The following is a 14,880-nucleotide window of genomic DNA, read 5'->3' as shown; positions in this document are numbered from 1 at the left end:
CCTCGGCGATCCGGCCCGGCGGGGTGCCCTTGAGCGGCAAGCCGCTGGCCCGGCGCACAGCGCGTGCGGGATGTTGTCGTCGGTGTCGAGTGCGACCTCGGGCGGGCCGGCCGGGACTGGCGAGTGCCCGCCCCGGCCGGCCCTCGTCAGGTCACCCGGTCAGGAGCGGCTGCCAGCCGTCGCGGTAGCGCAGACCGCGAGGGTGGAGCCGAATCTGGTCGTGCGCTGTTCCGGAGACCGGCTCGGTTCGTATCGCCTGCGGCCGGTCCACCACGACGCAGACGTCCTCGCCGGGCCACCACCAGCCGCAGGAGCGGGCCAGGCCGGCCCAGGCGTCGAGATGTTCGGCCTCGTCCGGCCCGTACCTGGCAAGGCCGAGCCGATGCAGCACGTCGTAGTAGGCGATCCATGACGCGTCCTGCTGCCCGTACCAGCACACGGGCACTGGAGCTTCGTCCGCGAGGACCGCGCGCACGGGCAGGTAGCACCCGTGCGCGAGGCTTCGGTGCAATGCCGTGCGTACGCCTTGGTGCAGCACGACAGCGAGCGGAACGCCACTGTCGAGCGCGTGTGGCGGCGCCAGTTCCGGCCATGGTTCCTTGGTCTTGCTCGCACGCACGGGTGACAGTTCGGGATCGGTGTGGGTGACGCCCGCACTCAGCGCGCCGCGCAACTGGGAGGCGATCATGGCAATACCGCTTGCCAACGGCGGTGTTCCGCGCGGCCGGGGGTCCCGGATGCGCTCGTAGAGTTGATCGAGGGTGGGCCAGCCGGTGATCAGGGGGAGTGCCTTGGCTGGCGAGTCGACCCATTCGAACCGGGGTCGGGGCCGCGATGCCCTGGCGTAGATGGCGGTCAGGCAGCGCTCGGCGGCCGACCTGTCAGCCGGCTGGGTGGACAGTGCGTGGTCGAGCCATTCCTGACGGATTCGAATGGCCTGCTGCCACAGGTCGCGCGGGTTGCCGCTGCGAACGGCCTGTGGGGGTTTCGCGGCGTCGTCGCGCCGCGCGGGGGCGCTCACAGCGCCAGGGCGTCGCCGCCCTTCCGGTAAGAGATCATGGAACGACTATGGCCCACAACGCGACGCCGGCGCAAGGCGATTGCCCGCCTGCCACGCCGCCTGGTCCTCGACGTCGACGCCACGACCGACGCAGGACCGCTGCCGCTCCCCGTGTGGCCAGGATCATCCTGACGAACCGAACCGACTGGTCGGTACAGTTTCGGGATGACCTCCTTGGTGACGTCGGCTCCAGAGCCGGCGCTGTCGGCCCGTCGGCGGTGGGCGGCGCTCGCTGTGCTGGCCGCGGCTGTGCTGTTGCTCGCCATCGACGGGACGGTGCTCTCGCTGGCGGTGCCGGCGCTGACCGCGAGCCTGGCGCCGAGCGCGGAACAGATCCTCTGGATCGGTGACATCTACTCGCTGACGTTGGCGGGTCTGCTGGTGCTGATGGGCAATCTGGCCGACCGGTTCGGGCGTAAGCGGATCCTGCTGATCGGTTCGGTGGCGTTCGGTGCGGCGTCGCTGCTGGCCGCGTTCGCTCCCAGCGCGCAGGCGCTGATCGGGGCGCGTCTGCTGCTCGGTGTGGCAGGGGCGACACTGATGCCGTCCACGCTGTCGCTGATCCGCAACATCTTCACCGACAGCGGCGAACGCACCCGGGCGATCGCGATCTGGTCCACCGCCTTCGGGGCGGGGTCGGCGATCGGGCCGCTCGTCGGCGGGTTCCTGCTGGAGCACTTCTGGTGGGGTTCGGTGTTCCTCATCAACGTGCCCGTGATGATCCTGGTGGTGGTCTCCGGCCTTCTTCTGCTGCCGGAGTCGCGCGATCCGCAACCGGGCCGCTTCGACGTGCTCTCGGCGGTGCTGTCCATGGCGGCGATCGTGCCCCTGGTGTACGCCATCAAGCATGTGGTCGGGGCCGGCGTCGACGGCGTGACAGTGTCCTGCCTGCTCGCCGGACTGGCAGCCGGTGTGCTGTTCGTGCGGCGCCAGCGGCGGCTGGAGCAGCCCATGCTCGACGTCGACCTGTTCCGCAACGCGGCGTTCTCCGGGGCGGTCGTCGCCAACGTCATCTCCATCTTCGCGTTGGTCGGGCTGCTGTTCTTCTTCTCGCAGTATCTGCAGTTCGCCCGCGGGTTCGGCCCATTGCAGGCTGGCCTCGCCGAGATGCCCGCGACGTTGGCCTCGATCGTCGTCATCGCGATCATCGCGCTGGTCGTGGCCCGGCTCGGCCGGGGTCGGGCCATCGCGCTCGGCCTGGGCCTGGCCGCCGTGGGGCTGGCAGCGGTGGCGGCGGCGGCGCACGGGCCGTACCTGTGGCTCGGTCTGGCGCTCGTGCCCATCGGCCTCGGCATCGGGCTGGCGATGACGCTGACCGGCGACGCCATCATCTCGGCCGCACCACCACGCAAGGCCGGCTCCGTCTCCGCGATCACCGAGACCGCCAACGAACTCGGCGTGGTGCTGGGCATCGCGGTGCTGGGCTCCCTTCTGTCGCTGCTGTACCGCAACAACGTGAGCGTGCCGTCCGGGCTGCCGGCCGAGGACGCGGCGCGGGTACGTGACTCGTTGGGCTCGGCGCTGCAGGTGCTGCCGCCGCAAGCCGCTGCCGGCGCGCGGGACGCGTTCATCACCGGCATGCAGGTCACTTCGCTGGTCGCGGCGGCGCTGACCCTCGTAGCGGCGGTGCTGGCATGGGTGCTGATCCCGTCGCCGCGCACGCCGCGGCCGTAGGTACGGTGTCGCCGTGGGACGCACAGCTGGGCGGTCACCGCACGACACCCGACGGGCGTTGCTGGACGCGGCCGCCGACGCCGTCCGTGTCCGTGGGATCCACGCGTCGCTGGACGAGATCGCCCGCTTCGCCGGCGTGTCGAAGGGCGGGCTGATCTACCACTTCGCCAGCAAGGACGAGTTGATCCTGGAATTGGCCCGTGATCAGCTCGCCGCCTTCCAGGCCAGCGTCGACGCCGCACTGGACCCGTCGGACACCGCGCCTGGACGGTTGACCCGGGCCTACGTCCGGGCGGCACTGGCGCCGGACGGTGACGAAGCAGCGGCCCGCGAATCTCTTGCCCTGATTACTCAGCTCATGACCCTGCCCGCGGTCGCCGAACTCGCCCGGGCCGACGCGGAACGGCTGGAGGCGGCACTTGCCGCTGACGGGCTGCCCGCCGACGTGCTGGCGCTGGTGGTGGCAGCAGTGGACGGGATGAGCACCGCACCGCTGTGGGGCGCCTCGACGCGGACGTCCGCCAACCGACGGCTTGCGCAGCGGCTGCTACACCTGACACGGCACCCACACCTGTGGGAGACGCTCACCCCTGAGGCCTGAGGAACCGGCGACACTGTGACCATGCGAAAGGGCTTGACCATCGGCGAGTTCGCCACGCTGAGTCATCTGAGCGTGCGGAACCTGGCCGGATCGAGGTTGTCGACCTGCCGCCGGTCGATCTCGCCGTGGTGGTCCACGTGGGGCCACACGACGACATCGACGTCACGTACGGCCGCCTGGGCGCCTGGGTGGTCTCCCACGCGCTGGGCGTCGCCGGGCCCGTTGACGAGACATACCTCGTTGGCCCCCGGGACACCGGGGACCCCACGCGGTGGCGGACCGAGCTCGGTTGGCCGGTCTTCCGTCTCACCTCCGGCTGACGGCCTCCGCCACGGGGCTGCGGAACGAGGAGCCCGTCTGCCCTCTTGACTCTCCCGCCGGGGGAGACCGGACCGTGCAGGGATGGAAACGAACGCAGGCCGAGGCACCGTCATCTCCTGGGAGGACCTGCCGGCCCCGATCAGGGCGTACCTCCCCGCGCACCAGGCTCGCGACACGGAGGCAGCCATCAGCGTCTTCGCCGCCGACGCCGCGGTGACCGACGAGGGCCGTACCTACCGGGGCCGGGACGAGATCCGGGCGTGGCTGGACAGCGGGGCCAGCGAGTACACGTACACCACGGAGTTCGTTGGTGCCGCCAGGACCGGAGAGGCGCACATCGATGTCGTTCAGCACCTGGAAGGGAACTTCCCGGGCGGGTCGGTCGACCTTCACTATCGGTTCGCCCTGGAAGGCGCCCTGATCACCCGGCTGGTGATCGAACCGTAGTCGACGCCGTCACGTCCCTTGACTCTCTTCCGAGGAGAGCTGCATCGGTAGTGGCGCGTCACTCGTTGACGGCTGGTCCGACGCGGTGTGGGATATGTTGCATGCCGATCCCCGAGCGTCAGGGTGTGATCCCGCGTGCCCTGCTGCGGGACAACGCGTACCGGACCATCCGGGACGCGATTGTCGATGGCACCCTGGCGCCGGGGGAGCGGCTCAACGATGCGGATCTGGCGCAGTGGCTGGGCGTGAGTCGCACCCCGGTGCGGGAGGCTCTGGCCCGGCTTGAGGAGGCGGGCCTGGTCCAGACCAAGCCCGGCCGCTACACGATGGTCACTCCGCTGGACGTCCAGGCCGCGCGGGCAGCGCAGTCGGTCACTGCGGCGATGCACGAGTTGGCCGTGCGTCAGGCTGTGCCCAATCTGTCCGCCGAGGAGATCGAGTCCATGCGGGCGGCCAACCGGCGGTTCGCGGCAGCTCTGCGGACGGGCGATGTCGACGCGGCGATCGCCTCGGACGACGAATTCCACCGCGTAGCGGTGACGGCCTCCGCCAATTCGGCGATCAGGTCGGTGCTGGAGCAGTTCACGCCGATTCTGCGACGGCTCGAACGACTGCGCTTCTCCTCGCTGAACGGGCGTGATTCGGTCGCTCTGCATGAACGCATCATCGTTCTGTGCGAGGCCGGCGATGCCGAGCGAGCCGCGTTGGCCGCCCGGGACAATTGGTTGAGCCTGGATCCGCTCTTCGATTTCGGGGCGTCTGACGACGCGCCCGCGCGATGAGGCATCCGTCGCCTCGGCGTCGCTGAGGCACGCCCGCTGCTCGTAGCGCCCGCCATCGCGGCGCACCGTTGACGATTCCTCTCCATCGTGGTCATTCCGTGGTCCCGTCCACCTCGGCCGGGTCGACTTCTCCTTGACAGCTGCGCGAGCAGTACGCAATATATTGCATGTCGATGGCGCTGGCCAGGCTGGTGACATCGACGGAGGGGCGGCGCCGGCCCTCGCGCGCAGTTCCTGCTCGAGACCCTCTGAGGAAGGAATGCCCATGCCCCTCGACGCGTTCGAGCGTTACCCGCTGCTGTTCGGCCCCAGCCCGATCCATCCGTTGGACCGGCTCAGTGACCACCTCGGCGGTGCCCGGATCTGGGCGAAGCGGGAGGACTGCAACAGCGGTCTGGCCTTCGGCGGTAACAAGACCCGCAAGCTGGAGTACCTGCTGCCGGACGCGCTGAAGCAGGGCGCCGACACCCTGGTCAGCATCGGCGGCATCCAGTCGAACCACACCCGTCAGGTGGCCGCGGTCGCCGCCCGGGCCGGGCTCAAGGCCGTCCTCGTGCAGGAGAGCTGGGTGGACTGGCCGGACCCGGTCAACGACAAGGTCGGCAACATCCTGCTGTCGCGGATCATGGGCGCCGACGTACGCCTCGTGCGGGACGGGTTCGGCATCGGCTTCAAACAGAGCTGGCATCAGGCGCTCGACGATGTCCGTGCCGCCGGCGGTACGCCGTACGCGATCCCGGCTGGCGCGTCCGACCACCCGCTCGGCGGCCTCGGCTTCGCGAACTGGGCCTACGAGGTGCAGCGGCAGGAACAGGAGCTCGGTGTCTTCTTCGACACGATCATCGTGTGCAGCGTGACCGGCAGCACCCACGCCGGCATGATCGCCGGGTTCGCCGGTCAGGACCGGCCGCGGCGGGTGCTCGGCATCGACGCGTCCGCCACGATCGACGCGACCCGGACCCAGGTGGCGAAGATCGCCCACAACACCGCCGCGCTCATCGGGCTCGGCCGTGATCTGCGCGACGACGAGATCACCGTGCTGGAAGGCTGGGCCGGCGACCTCTACGGCATTCCCGTGGAGTCCACCCTGGACGCCATCCGGCTCACCGGCCGGCTGGAAGGCATGATCATCGACCCGGTGTACGAGGGGAAGTCGATGGCCGGGCTGATCGACCTCGTTCGCAACGGCGACATTCCCCGCGACTCGAACGTCCTGTACGCCCACCTCGGCGGCCAGCCGGCCATCAACGCCTACAGCAGCGTGTTCGAGTAGCTGTCACCCCACCGAGCCCACCACGTCGAGCACTAGGGCGCCTGCTTCGCCTGCTTCGCGGCACCCCAGAGGGAGCCGGGGTTGAGCCGCCGGGGATGCCGATCGAGCATCGCGGCGTACAACTCTTCGGCGGTGGCGGTACGGGCGTCGAGCTCGGCGAACTCCCGCAGGTAGGCGGCCGTGTCGGCGAGGATTCGCGGATCGTCGGGCTGGGCCGGGTTCTTGTGCCCGGCCACCACGGCGGCGGGGTCGCGCTCCCGCAGCCGATCGAGCGTCGCGGCCCACTCCTGGCGTGTCGCGATGGTGCTCTCAGACTGGTACGGATGGGTGTCGTTGTAGACGACGTCGCCGCCCACGATCAACCGGAGATCGGGCACCCACACGACCGTGCTCCCCGCCGTGTCGCTGAAGCCGGTCTCAACGATCTCCAACCTCTGACCTTCGAGGTCGAGGTGATCGTCGGCCAGCGGCTGCGGAGTCGCCAGCTGGGCCGGGATCTGACCGGGGAACAGCCGTTCCCAGAACGAACTGACCATGTCGGGCCCGGCCTGGACCTCGGCCGCCGCCGCGGTCGCCTCGGTGGCGACCGCCCGCACACCCGGGAACGCCTCCGCTATCTGGCCGAGCCCGAAGAAGTGGTCGCCGTGGCCGTGGGTGACGTAGACGTGGGTCAGCCTCCGCCCGAACGACCGTACCCAGTCGATCAACTGCTGATTCTGCTCCACCGTGACGTAGGTGTCGACGAGCACCGCGTCGCTCTCGCCCACCAGGAGCGTGGCGGTGTTGGCGACCCACAGCAGGTCCTGCGGACCGTACGGCAGGTCACGGGTCATACTCGGCCGGCGTACGTGATGAACGGCGTACTCCATCGCAGCTCCCCAGTTTCGTGGTCCGGGCTCGACGCGTCCTCGTCGCTGATCACCATCGACCGCAGGACCGACGCGCCGTTCGACGAGGTCGTCCGGCGCGCCGGCGTGGGCTTCGGCACTCGCTACCGGCACTTCCCGACCCGGCGGCACCTATGCGTGACAATCGTCGGCCAGCTCGTAGCTGCCGTTGTCCAGGCCGAGCACGCCGACGTTCGTCCGGCCCGGCCGCAGGGCAAACATCGCGGCCTGTGGCGGGTCACGTCACCGCGCGTAGATCCACGGATCGGGCAGTCGGTGGACAACGCCAAAAATATTGGAGAACATCCATCTTGTGAATATCCGGTCCACCGGCGCTCGGCCAACAGTTGAGAGTGCGAGCCCCGAACAGACGTCAGACGACCAGGTTCCGGGCGGACGGAGCCGATGGCGCTGGCGCTGGCCCCGCCACGAATGGACCTTGGCGACACTGGGCAGCCTGCTGCTGGCCGTGGTGCTGACCTGGCCGACACTGCGGCATCCGGCGAGCACGATCCCCGGTGACCTCGGCGACCCGACGTTGCAGGCGTGGCAGGTCGCCTGGGCGGGCCACGCCCTCGTGAACAGCCCGGCCGACCTCTGGCACTCGAACACGTTCTACCCCGAGAGATACACGTACGTTTACAGCGACACCCTGCTCGGCTACGCCCCGTTCGGGATGATCGGTTCCGGCTTCGAGGCCGCCGTGATCCGGTACAACGTGCTGTACGTGTTGCTGCACGCACTGGCGTTCCTCGGGGCGTACGCGCTGACCCGGCAGCTCGGAGCGAGCCGGTGGGGCGGGGCAGTCGCCGGCATCGCGTGGGCGTACGCGCCCTGGCGGTTGGCGCACTCCGGCCACCTGAACATCCTGTCCAGCGGGGGAATCGCGCTGGCCCTGGCGATGCTGGCCCGTGGCCACGGCTGGTCGCTGCGCCACGGATACCGGCCGGAGCGACGACGGCCCGGCTGGGCGTTGGCCGGGTGGCTGGTCGCTGCCTGGCAGGTCACCCTCGGCTTCGGCATCGGGCTGCCGCTTGTCTACTTCCTGCTGGGCGCAGTGCTCGTGGCGGCCGGCTGCTACGGCTGGTCCTGGTGGCGCAAGCGGGAACGCCCGCCGTTCGGCCGGCGGCTGCTGCTCGCGGATCTGGCCGGCGGTGCCGCGTTCGGCGCGGTGACGCTGCTGCTCGGTCTGGTCTACCTGCGCGTTGTCGACATCAACCCGCAGGCCGAGCGGACGCTGGACTGGACGAAGATGTTCTCCCCTCCGCTGATCGGGTTCGTCACCGCGCCGGCCGACTCGTGGGTGTGGGGCGAGGCGCACGCCGCCGCACGGGAGCAGTTGTCCTGGCCACCGGAGATGGCGCTGCTGCCGGGGATGACGCTGATCGGGCTGGCGGCGGCGGGGCTGTTCGTCTCGGTCTACCGGCCCTGGCACCGGGTCGCGCTGGGGCTCGGCGTGCTCGGCGCGGTGCTGCTGGGCCTGGGCGCCACCCTTGGTGGGGACGGGGATCCCGGCTATCTGACCCTGTCCGTGCACCTGCCCGGCTGGGACGCGTTGCGCACACCGGGCCGGATGATGCATTGGATCAGCCTTCTGCTGGCGGTGCTGGCCGCCGGCCTGGTGACGGCGCTGGCCCAGCCGTCGGGCCAGGCGGCGTTGACCGAGCCGTCGGGCCAGACGGAGCTGGCTGAGCCGTCGGGCCAGACGTCGCCGCGCCGCTGGACGCGGATCGTCATGCCGCTGGTCCTGCTCGTGCCGCTGGCACTGGTCACCCTGGAGGGCGTCAACCGGACACCCCACCCGACCGTGCCGCAGCCGCCGGCCGCGATGCGGTCAGCGCAGGAACCGATGCTGGTGCTCCCCGCCGGCGGCGTCGGCGACCTGACGTACATGTTGTGGACGACCGACGGGTTCCCACGGGTGACCAACGGGCTGGCAGGATTCGAGCCGGTCACCCAGGCGCAGACCCGGATCGCGGTGGAGTCGTTCCCCGACGCGGGCAGCGTGGCGTACCTGCGGGGGATCGGCGTGCGGTCGGTCGTCGCCGTGCCGAGCCGCGCAGCGGGGACGCCGTGGGAGGGCATCGAGGCCCGGCCGGTCGACGGACTGGGCATCACCCGAGAGGATCTTGATGGTGTGTTGGTCTATCGCCTCTGAGCAAGGGCGTGCCGGCGCCGGTGGGCGCCTGGGCACGGGCCGGGCGGGGTGACGACGATGCGCCTGTCCGTCGTGGTTCCCTGCTTCAACGAGGAAGCGTCGGTCGAGCGGCTGCACGAGAGCGTGACAGCCGCGCTCGCCGAGTTGTCCGACGTGGACGTCGAGGTGGTGTACGTCGACGACGGCAGCGAGGACGGCACCCTCGCGGCGCTGCGTCGACTCGCCGCCGCCGACCCCGCTGTCTGCTACACGTCGCTGAGCCGCAACTTCGGCAAGGAGGCGGCGATGCTCGCCGGCCTGCAGCGGGCCACCGGTGATGCGGTCGTCATCATGGACGCCGACCTCCAGCACCCGCCACGGCTGCTGCCCGAGATGGTCACGCTGTACCGGCAGGGCTTCGACCAGGTGATCGCCCGCCGGGACCGGCGCGGCGACCGGTTCATACGCATGGTCGCCTCGCGGTCCTTCTACCGCGTGGTCAACTGGTGGATCGACGTGCGCCTGCAGGACGGGGCGGGTGACTTCCGGCTGCTGTCCCGACTCGCGGTGGACGCGATCCTCGCGATGCCCGAATACAACCGGTTCTCCAAGGGAATGTTCTCCTGGATCGGGTTCCGGACGGTGGTGGTGGCGCATCACAACGAGACCCGGCAGACGGGCAAGAGCAGGTGGACGTTCAGCAAGCTCTTCAACTACGCCTTCGACGGCCTGCTGTCGTTCAACAACCGCCCGCTGCGTCTGGCGATCTACGGGGGCCTGTTTCTCACCCTCATCGCGGTGGGCTACATGGCCTGGGTGGTCGCGGACGCCATCGAAAAGGGCATCGACGTTCCCGGTTACACCACCATCATCGTCAGCGTGATCGGGCTCGGCGGCATCCAGATGATGATCCTGGGCGTGATCGGCGAGTACATCGGCCGGATTTACTACGAGACCAAGCGCCGACCGCACTATCTGGTGCAGGAGACCGAGCGTCTGGTCGCCGAGACCGGCGACGCGTCACGGCTGCCGCACCAGCCCTCGGCGCGGTCGACCGACCGGGACCAGCGGGTGGTCCCGGTCCCGGAGGATCCGTCCCGCCGTCCTCCCGACGGTCGACGGCCGGGAAATCCCTGACGGGGCGACGCGGCGCGAAGGGGTGTTGCCGGCGCTGACCTGGCGTGCCCTACAGAGGCAGGTGGATGTTTCACGCTCGTGTGTCGGGTATTCATGCGGACCGCCGCGGCCGGTGGGTCAACAGCCACGGAGTAAGGAGTGCGTGCGATGCCCGATCCGCAGCCCACCATCGTCCTCGTCCACGGTGCGTTCGCCGAGTCGGCGAGCTGGAACGGTGTGATCGATCGCCTGGGTGCCGCGTACGACGTGGTCGCCGTCGCGAACCCGCTGCGGAGCGTCGCGGCCGACGCCGCGTACGTCCGGGATGTGATGGGCGGGATCGGCGGCCCGGTCATCCTCGTCGGCCACTCGTACGGCGGCATGGTCATCACGCAGGCCGCCGCGGGCGATCCAACGGTGCGCGCCCTCGTGTACGTCAACGCCCTCTGCCCGGACACCGGCGAATCGGCGCTGGGGCTGTCCGGGCAGTTCCCCGGCAGCACGCTCGCCGACACGCTGGTGCAGTATCCGCTGTCCACGGGTGGCAACGAGGTGGCGATCGGCCAGGACGCCTACCACGCGCAGTTCGCCGCGGACGTGCCCGCCGACCTGGCCGTGCTGATGGCCCGAACCCAGCGGCCGATCACCGAAACGGCCCTCGGTGACGGGCTCTCCGGCGACCCCGCCTGGCGATCGCTGCCCAGTTGGTTCGTGTTCGGGGACGCCGACATGAACATCCCGGTCGCCGCGCATCGGTTCATGGCCGAGCGGGCGAACCCGCGGGGCCAGCGTGAGATCGCCGGCGGCTCGCACGCGATGGCGGTGGTCCGGTCGAGCGAGGTCGCCGAGACGATCATCGAGGCGGTCCGTGGCGTGGGTGGCTGACGCCCCGACGAGCGGAGACCTCAGCGGTCGTGGCAGCCGATCTGGTCGCCGATCTCGTTCGGGATGCCGTACGGGCTGCATTCGAGCGCGCTGCCCTCATCCAGCTTCTTCCACCTGCTGTCGACGTACTCGAACAGGAACACTCCGTCGCCCTGGGTTGCGGGGTCGACGGCGATCACCCCGGCGGTGGCCCACCGCCCGGCGCACTTGATGTGATCGGGGTCGATCCGGTGGGTGGTGCTCGTCAGCCCCGATGCCCTCTGTAGGGTCGCTGCGCTGACCGGACAGCCCTTCTCGGTGGTGCGGGGCGTCGGTGACGTGGCGCTGCGGGTCGCCGCCGTGTCGTTCGAGGCCGAGGGGAGCGCCGCACCCGAGGCTGGTGCGGTGCTTCCCTCGGCCTCGGGAGTGGGGGAGGCGCTGGTGCAGGCCGCCAGGCCCGCCAGCAGGGCGACGGGCACGAGGGCGCGGAGCGCGGTCGGGGTCATCATTCCTCCGGTGCCAGCAGGAGCGGTGATTTCCCACAACACGCCCTCCGGCCCGCAAAGGTTGCGGCAACGCGGCGACGGCGCTCCTACGCCCGGACCGCCTGCGGGTCACCGGCGGCGTCATGGGCGGCCATGGCCTCCTGCCGGTGGGGTTCCTCGCGCAGGACGGCGCAGTGCAGCCACGTGTCCGGGATGGCGAAACCGTCCACGAGTGTCCGCATGTGCGGGCGTAGCTCCTTGAGCAGACCGTTCACCACGCCGGTGATCGCCTTGGCGCGGGCCGGGGTGAGACGGCCGTGCTCCAGGAGCCATCCCTTGTTGGCCTCGATGACGCTGAGCGCGTACAGGTCACAGACCCGGGAGAGCAGCGCCTGGACCGCCGGGTCCGCGGTGTCTGCGATACCGGCGACGAACGCCTCCAGGGTGACCCGGTCGATGTGCGCGGCGGCGACGGCGAGGACGTGGTCCTGAACGTCGTTGAAGATGTCGAAGGGACGGTCCTTCTTCGTGGCCGCGCCGTTGCGCAGGCGGCGGACCGCGCCGTCGAGGAGGTGCTTCTCGCGGTCCTCGAAGACCTTGAGCTGCCAGCCGCGGTCGGTGACGGCGACCTCGTCGTCGCGACCGGGCACGGCGCTGATCAGCCGCTCGATGAGCGACCGCGCGGCGGTGCGCTCCAGCACCATCTCGCGGACCTGCTCGGCGACGAAGGAGGCACGCCCCCAGCCGTCCAACGAGCCGAACTCGTCGCGGTAGCCGGTGAGCAGCCCCTTGGCGACCAGTTGCAGCAGCACCGTGTTGTCACCCTCGAACGTGGTGAACACGTCGGTGTCGGCCTTGAGGCTGGGTAGCCGGTTCTCGGCCAGGTAGCCGGCACCGCCACACGCCTCGCGACACGTCTGGATGGTGCGGGTCGCGTGCCAGGTCTGTGCGGCCTTCAGGCCGGCGGCCCGGGACTCCAACTCCCGTTGCCGGTGCTCGTCGACCGGTCCGCCGCCGCCCTGCACCTCGCTCAGCGCGGCGACCAGCTCGGCCTGGGCGAAGTGCAGCGCGTACGTGGTGGCCAGGGCGGGCAGCAGCTTGCGCTGGTGGGCCAGGTAGTCGTTGAGCAGCACCTCCCGGTCGGCGTCGGGCGTGTCGAACTGGCGGCGGATGTCGCCGTAGCGCACCGCGATGGTCAGCGCCGACTTGGTGGCCGCCGCCGCGGCGCCGCCCACGCTCACCCGGCCCCGGACCAGGGTGCCGAGCATCGTGAAGAAGCGCCGGGAGTCGTTCTCGATCGGGCTGGAGTAGGCGCCGTCCGCGGCGACCTGACCGTAGCGGTCCAACAGCATGTCCCGTGGCACTCGCACGTGGTCGAAGCTGAGCCGGCCGTTGTCCACGCCGAGCAGGCCGGCCTTGGGCCCGGCGTCGCCGATTGTCACGCCGGACAGCGGGTTGCCCCGCTCGTCGCGGATCGGGACCAGCCACGCGTGGACGCCGTGCCGCTGCCCGTCGGTGATCAGCTGCGCGAAGACCACCGCCATCCGCCCGTCCCGGGCCGCGTTGCCGATGTAGTCCTTCCGGGCCGCCTCGTGCGGGGTGTGCAGGTCGAAGGTCTGCGTCTGCGGGTCGTACGTGCAGGTGGTGCGCAGCTGCTGGACGTCGGAGCCGTGGCCGGTCTCGGTCATCGCGAAGCAGCCGAAGATCGTGCCCGAGATGATGTCCCGTAGATAGGCGTCGTGGTGCCGCTGGGTGCCGAGGGCCTGGACCGCGCCGCCGAACAGACCCCACTGCACGCCCGCCTTGACCATCAGCGACAGGTCGACCTGCGCCAGCATCTCGCTGGCGACGATCGAGCCGCCGACGTCGGAGCTGCCGCCGTACTCGGTGGGGAAGGCCGACGCCATGCCCAGCTCGACGGGGAGTTCGGTGAGCAGCCGGGTGATCCGCTCACGTGCCTGGTCGCCGGTCTCGCCGTACACCGGAAGGAAGCGCTCGTCGAGGTGGTCCCGGTGCGCGTTGCGCACCTTGGCCCACGGTCCGTCGAGCATTTCCTGCAGGCGGGCGAGGTCGATGCGGTCGGACACGTGATCGGGCATGGTCACCCCTCCGGTGCGTGGGACATATAGGTACAGTCCGGTCCCAATCAAGACTACCGGGCCGCTACCGCCCACCACCCGGAGAGACCGCGGTGAGACGGGACACCCTAATCGGCCAAGCCCGTCTCGTACGCGACGGACCAGGCCTGGGAGACGAGACGGTCGACGACGTCACGGTCCGGGAGGGAGCCCGGTTGCGCGGCGTTCGCCGGTTCGTCGAGCGCACGGCGGTACACGCCCTCCAGGATGATGGCCACCTTCCACAGGCCGAGCACGTGCCAGAAGGGGAGCGCGGCCAGGTCACGGCCGGACCGCTCGGCGTAGGCGGCGGTCACCTCGGCTCGGGACGGGAAGCCGGGTAGGCGGGAGGCGTTGAACAGGCCCAGCGGCGGGTCGCCCGGCTCCTGCCAGTAGGCGAGCAGGCTGCCGAGGTCGGCCAACGGGTCGCCGAGAGTGGAGAGTTCCCAGTCCAGCACCGCGCGGACGGCACCCGACGACGGGTCCACGATCAGGTTGACCAGGTGGAAGTCGCCGTGCACGAGCACCAGGTCACCGGGCTCGGGGACCCGGTCCCGCAGCAGGGCGGTCAGCTTCTCCAACTCGGGCAGTTCACGGGTACGGCTGTCGGCCCACTGTCGGGACCACCGTTTCAACTGCCGGGGCGCGTACGGGGAATGGCTGGCCAGATCGTGCAGGCCCACCTCGGCCGGGTCGACGGCGTGCAGGTCGGCGAGCACCCGGCCCAGTTCGAGGCCGACGGCGCGACGCAGGTCGGGCGTCATCGCCTCGGCGGTTTCCAACCGGTCCACCACGAGACCGTCGACGTGCTCGACGATCAGCACCGGAACGTCCGCCACCCGGTCGTCGCGGCACAGGCCCAGGACGCCGGGGACCGGCACGCCGGTCCGGCCCAGCGCGGCCAGGATGCGGTGCTCGCGGGCGACGTCGTGCGCCGAGGCGAGGAGGTGCCCGAGCGGCGGGCGACGGGCCACCCCGCGCCAGCCCGCCGCATCGGTCAGCAGATAGGTGAGGTTGGACTGGCCGAGGCCGATCCGGTTGGCGGTCAGGGGCTCGACCACGTCCTGCCCCGACTGTCGCAGCCAGTGCCCGAGCGCGGTGACATCCAGGGCCATC

Annotated in this window: 15 protein-coding genes; 10 read left to right on the top strand and 5 right to left on the bottom strand. The window is 70.4% G+C overall.

Annotation, left to right across the window (positions count from 1 at the left end; genetic code table 11):
- Positions 1 to 151: 151 nt before the first annotated feature.
- Positions 152 to 1,021 (bottom strand): DUF6745 domain-containing protein, encoded by an 870-nt coding sequence (locus ABZ808_RS08040; RefSeq protein ID WP_357002447.1) that lies wholly within the window; start codon positions 1,019 to 1,021, stop codon positions 152 to 154.
- 204 nt (positions 1,022 to 1,225) lie between these two features.
- Between ABZ808_RS08040 and ABZ808_RS08035 the strand changes: the two genes are divergently transcribed.
- The 6 genes from ABZ808_RS08035 (at position 1,226) to ABZ808_RS08010 (ending at position 6,158) form a co-directional block, all read left to right on the top strand.
- Entirely contained in the window at positions 1,226 to 2,734 is a 1,509-nt protein-coding gene (locus tag ABZ808_RS08035; protein WP_357002444.1) for an MFS transporter, read from the top strand.
- Between the two features lie 13 nt (positions 2,735 to 2,747).
- Entirely contained in the window at positions 2,748 to 3,335 is a 588-nt protein-coding gene (locus ABZ808_RS08030) for a TetR/AcrR family transcriptional regulator (protein ID WP_357002442.1), read from the top strand.
- Positions 3,332 to 3,655, top strand: coding sequence for a GyrI-like domain-containing protein (locus ABZ808_RS08025; RefSeq protein ID WP_357002824.1), 324 nt, complete (start codon positions 3,332 to 3,334; stop codon positions 3,653 to 3,655). Before ABZ808_RS08030 ends, ABZ808_RS08025 begins: the two co-directional genes overlap by 4 nt.
- Before the next feature lie 82 nt (positions 3,656 to 3,737).
- Positions 3,738 to 4,103: a nuclear transport factor 2 family protein gene (locus tag ABZ808_RS08020; protein ID WP_357002440.1), complete on the top strand. Its 366-nt coding sequence runs from the start codon at positions 3,738 to 3,740 to the stop codon at positions 4,101 to 4,103.
- 101 nt (positions 4,104 to 4,204) lie between these two features.
- Positions 4,205 to 4,885: a GntR family transcriptional regulator gene (locus ABZ808_RS08015; RefSeq protein ID WP_357002437.1), complete on the top strand. Its 681-nt coding sequence runs from the start codon at positions 4,205 to 4,207 to the stop codon at positions 4,883 to 4,885.
- A gap of 265 nt (positions 4,886 to 5,150) precedes the next feature.
- A complete protein-coding gene (locus ABZ808_RS08010) occupies positions 5,151 to 6,158 on the top strand; it encodes a 1-aminocyclopropane-1-carboxylate deaminase (RefSeq protein WP_357002435.1) in 1,008 nt (335 codons plus the stop codon).
- 32 nt (positions 6,159 to 6,190) lie between these two features.
- On the opposite strand, the gene ABZ808_RS08005 is transcribed toward ABZ808_RS08010, so the two are convergent.
- Positions 6,191 to 7,027 (bottom strand): MBL fold metallo-hydrolase, encoded by an 837-nt coding sequence (locus tag ABZ808_RS08005; protein ID WP_357002432.1) that lies wholly within the window; start codon positions 7,025 to 7,027, stop codon positions 6,191 to 6,193.
- Here ABZ808_RS08005 and ABZ808_RS08000 point away from each other — a divergent pair.
- The 4 genes from ABZ808_RS08000 to ABZ808_RS07985 all read left to right on the top strand — a co-directional run bounded on the left by ABZ808_RS08000 (position 7,010) and on the right by ABZ808_RS07985 (position 11,183).
- Entirely contained in the window at positions 7,010 to 7,396 is a 387-nt protein-coding gene (locus tag ABZ808_RS08000; RefSeq protein WP_357002430.1) for a hypothetical protein, read from the top strand. The genes ABZ808_RS08005 and ABZ808_RS08000 overlap by 18 nt on opposite strands.
- The gene (locus tag ABZ808_RS07995; protein WP_357002428.1) at positions 7,359 to 9,203 is read left to right on the top strand and encodes a hypothetical protein; all 1,845 of its coding nucleotides are present in this window, start codon (positions 7,359 to 7,361) and stop codon (positions 9,201 to 9,203) included. Before ABZ808_RS08000 ends, ABZ808_RS07995 begins: the two co-directional genes overlap by 38 nt.
- Before the next feature lie 48 nt (positions 9,204 to 9,251).
- Positions 9,252 to 10,319: a glycosyltransferase family 2 protein gene (locus ABZ808_RS07990; protein WP_357002426.1), complete on the top strand. Its 1,068-nt coding sequence runs from the start codon at positions 9,252 to 9,254 to the stop codon at positions 10,317 to 10,319.
- A 147-nt stretch (positions 10,320 to 10,466) separates the two neighbouring features.
- On the top strand, positions 10,467 to 11,183 hold the full coding sequence (locus tag ABZ808_RS07985; protein ID WP_357002424.1) for an alpha/beta hydrolase: 717 nt from the start codon (positions 10,467 to 10,469) through the stop codon (positions 11,181 to 11,183).
- Between the two features lie 20 nt (positions 11,184 to 11,203).
- Here ABZ808_RS07985 and ABZ808_RS07980 read toward each other — a convergent pair whose 3' ends face one another.
- The 3 genes from ABZ808_RS07980 to ABZ808_RS07970 all read right to left on the bottom strand — a co-directional run bounded on the left by ABZ808_RS07980 (position 11,204) and on the right by ABZ808_RS07970 (position 14,879).
- Positions 11,204 to 11,668, bottom strand: a complete 465-nt coding sequence (locus tag ABZ808_RS07980; protein WP_357002422.1) for a hypothetical protein — start codon at positions 11,666 to 11,668, stop codon at positions 11,204 to 11,206.
- Positions 11,669 to 11,754: 86 nt separating this feature from the next.
- Entirely contained in the window at positions 11,755 to 13,746 is a 1,992-nt protein-coding gene (locus ABZ808_RS07975; protein WP_357002420.1) for an acyl-CoA dehydrogenase, read from the bottom strand.
- A gap of 107 nt (positions 13,747 to 13,853) precedes the next feature.
- Positions 13,854 to 14,879 (bottom strand): phosphotransferase family protein, encoded by a 1,026-nt coding sequence (locus ABZ808_RS07970; RefSeq protein ID WP_357002418.1) that lies wholly within the window; start codon positions 14,877 to 14,879, stop codon positions 13,854 to 13,856.
- Position 14,880: the final 1 nt, after the last annotated feature.

Origin of the sequence: Micromonospora sp. NPDC047527, assembly GCF_040643015.1 — a bacterium.
Lineage (GTDB): Bacteria > Actinomycetota > Actinomycetes > Mycobacteriales > Micromonosporaceae > Micromonospora.
Note: the sequence above shows the minus strand (reverse complement) of the source record. Positions and strands in the feature narration are given on the sequence as shown.

What these genes read in the sequence shown, in the direction of transcription:
- ABZ808_RS08035 (WP_357002444.1), top strand. Translation starts at nt 1,226, where the DNA reads ATGACCTCCTTGGTGACGTCGGCTCCAGAGCCGGCGCTGTCGGCCCGT.
- ABZ808_RS08020 (WP_357002440.1), top strand. Translation starts at nt 3,738, where the DNA reads ATGGAAACGAACGCAGGCCGAGGCACCGTCATCTCCTGGGAGGACCTG.
- ABZ808_RS08015 (WP_357002437.1), top strand. Translation starts at nt 4,205, where the DNA reads ATGCCGATCCCCGAGCGTCAGGGTGTGATCCCGCGTGCCCTGCTGCGG.
- ABZ808_RS08010 (WP_357002435.1), top strand. Translation starts at nt 5,151, where the DNA reads ATGCCCCTCGACGCGTTCGAGCGTTACCCGCTGCTGTTCGGCCCCAGC.
- ABZ808_RS08000 (WP_357002430.1), top strand. Translation starts at nt 7,010, where the DNA reads ATGAACGGCGTACTCCATCGCAGCTCCCCAGTTTCGTGGTCCGGGCTC.
- ABZ808_RS08005 (WP_357002432.1), bottom strand. Translation starts at nt 7,027, where the DNA reads ATGGAGTACGCCGTTCATCACGTACGCCGGCCGAGTATGACCCGTGAC.
- ABZ808_RS07985 (WP_357002424.1), top strand. Translation starts at nt 10,467, where the DNA reads ATGCCCGATCCGCAGCCCACCATCGTCCTCGTCCACGGTGCGTTCGCC.
- ABZ808_RS07980 (WP_357002422.1), bottom strand. Translation starts at nt 11,668, where the DNA reads ATGACCCCGACCGCGCTCCGCGCCCTCGTGCCCGTCGCCCTGCTGGCG.
- ABZ808_RS07975 (WP_357002420.1), bottom strand. Translation starts at nt 13,746, where the DNA reads ATGCCCGATCACGTGTCCGACCGCATCGACCTCGCCCGCCTGCAGGAA.
- ABZ808_RS07970 (WP_357002418.1), bottom strand. Translation starts at nt 14,879, where the DNA reads ATGGCCCTGGATGTCACCGCGCTCGGGCACTGGCTGCGACAGTCGGGG.